Here is a 2,370-nt window from a genome sequence, read left to right on the forward strand (position 1 = left end):
TGTCGGGGACCATCCAGAACGACATCCTCAAGGAGTTCATGGTCCGCAACACCTACATCTATCCGCCGTCGCCCTCGATGCGGATCATCGCCGACATCTTCGCCTACACGTCGCAGCACATGCCGAAGTTCAACTCGATCTCGATCTCCGGCTATCACATGCAGGAGGCGGGAGCGACGGCGGACCTCGAGCTCGCCTACACGATCGCCGACGGCATCGAGTACATCCGCGCCGGCAAGGCGGCGGGTCTCGACGTCGACGCGTTCGCGCCGCGCCTGTCGTTCTTCTGGGCGATCGGCATGAACTTCTTCATGGAGGTCGCCAAGCTGCGCGCCGCGCGTCTGATCTGGGCGAAGCTGGTGGAGGAGAACTTCCATCCCAAGAGCGACAAGTCGCTCTCCCTGCGGACGCACTCACAGACCTCCGGCTGGTCGCTGACCGCCCAGGACGTCTTCAACAACGTGGTGCGCACGGCGATCGAGGCGATGGCGGCGACGCAGGGCCACACCCAGTCGCTGCACACCAATGCGCTCGACGAGGCGCTGGCGCTGCCGACCGACTTCTCGGCCCGCATCGCCCGCAACACCCAGATCCTGCTGCAGCAGGAGAGCGGCACCTGCGCCACCATCGATCCCTGGGGCGGCTCGGCCTATGTCGAGCGGCTGACCGCCGAGTTGGCCGAAAAGGCGCTCGCTCACATCGCCGAGGTCGAGGAACTCGGCGGCATGGCCAAGGCGATCGAGGCCGGCATCCCCAAGCTGCGCATCGAGGAGGCCGCCGCCAAGACCCAGGCGCGCATCGACTCGGGCGCCCAGACGGTGGTCGGGGTCAACAAGTACAAGCCGGCGTCGGAAGCGGCGATCGACGTGCTCAAGGTCGACAACTCGGCGGTGCGCGCGGCGCAGATCGACAAGCTGAAGCGCCTCAAGGCGGAGCGCGACGAGGCCGACTGTCAGGCGGCGCTCGACGCCCTGACCGCGGCGGCGGGCGGCGAAGGCAACCTGCTCGACCTCGCCATCAAGGCGGCGCGGGCCAAGGCCACCGTCGGCGAGATCTCCTTCGCGCTCGAGAAGGTCTTCGGCCGCCACAAGGCCGAGATCCGCTCGATCCAGGGTGTCTACAAGCGCGAGGTCTCCCGCATGAGCGACGCGGTCGAGAAGGTTCAGAAGCTGGTCGCCGAATTCGAGGCGCACGACGGCCGCCGGCCGCGCATCCTGGTCGCCAAGATGGGCCAGGACGGCCACGACCGCGGCCAGAAGGTGATCGCTTCGGCCTTCGCCGACCTCGGCTTCGACGTCGACATCGGACCGCTGTTCGCCACGCCGGAAGAGGCGGCGCGGCAGGCGGTGGAGAACGACGTCCACATCGTCGGCGTCTCCTCGCTGGCGGCCGGCCATCTGACGCTCGTTCCGGCGCTGAAGACGGCGCTGGAGGCGGAGGGCCGCGGCGACATCATGATCGTCGTCGGCGGCGTCATCCCGCCCCAGGACTTCCAGGCGCTGATCGATGCCGGCGCCGCGGCGATCTTCCCGCCCGGCACCGTCATCGCCGACGCGGCGGGAAAGCTCCTCACCGACCTTTCGGCCAAGCTCGGCTACGGCCCGGCCGCCGCGGCGCAGTGAACGCGGAAACGCGCGTCGATTCACGATCGACACGAGGATCCGTCGCGGGCGACCGCGACGGATCCTCGTCATTTCTGCAGATGGATTGCCGGGCGCGGAGTGACGCGGGTAGGATCGCTCGGTGGAACCCCCATTCGGAGATCGACGGATGAAGAGCACCATCGCCGCAGCCGCGCTCATGACCCTGATCGCCACCCTCCCCGCCCCGCAGGCCCGGGCCCAGGACGTGCTCGGCGGCGCGCTCCTCGGCGGCGCGGCGGGCGCCATCATCGGCGGTGCCGCCACCGGCAGGGGCGGAGGCGCGGCCGTCGGCGCGGTGATCGGCGCGACGACCGGTGCGCTCATCGCCAACGAAGCCGAACGCCGGCGCGGCGGATACTACTGGTGGAAGGGCAACTGCTACCTGAAGCGCGGCGGCGAGTGGTACCGGGTGAAGCGCCGCTATTGCTCCTGACACGGACTTCGTGATCCGCGACCTCGGCCGATCCGCTCGGCACACGCCGGCGGATCGTGGTCGCGGTCGCGGTCGTATGACGCCTTCGTGTGATCGCGGGGGCCCTGCCGCCGTCTCATACCGAGTTCACGAAATTCGGACTCGTCCGAATTTCGTGAGTTGCGGCCTGACCGGCCGACGCCCGTTCGGGCTTGCCTTCGCGGATGAAGTTCCGAACAGGTCAGAACTTCATCCGCTCAGTATCACGAGACCTGTGCGCGGTTGGACCATCATGTTGATTTGATGCGTTTAATG

Annotated in this window: 2 protein-coding genes; both read left to right on the top strand. The window is 68.0% G+C overall.

Annotation, left to right across the window (positions count from 1 at the left end):
• The coding region (gene scpA / locus V7Q42_RS21365) for a methylmalonyl-CoA mutase (protein ID WP_333826290.1) at positions 1–1,622 on the top strand (1,622 nt) is incomplete at its 5' end.
• Positions 1,623–1,770: 148 nt separating this feature from the next.
• Entirely contained in the window at positions 1,771–2,076 is a 306-nt protein-coding gene (locus tag V7Q42_RS21370; protein ID WP_333826291.1) for a glycine zipper domain-containing protein, read from the top strand.
• Positions 2,077–2,370: the final 294 nt, after the last annotated feature.

It is taken from the genome of Pinisolibacter sp. (assembly GCF_036782435.1).
In the GTDB taxonomy this organism is placed as follows: domain Bacteria; phylum Pseudomonadota; class Alphaproteobacteria; order Rhizobiales; family Ancalomicrobiaceae; genus CALBKH01.

What these genes read in the sequence shown, in the direction of transcription:
- V7Q42_RS21370 (WP_333826291.1), top strand. Translation starts at nt 1,771, where the DNA reads ATGAAGAGCACCATCGCCGCAGCCGCGCTCATGACCCTGATCGCCACC.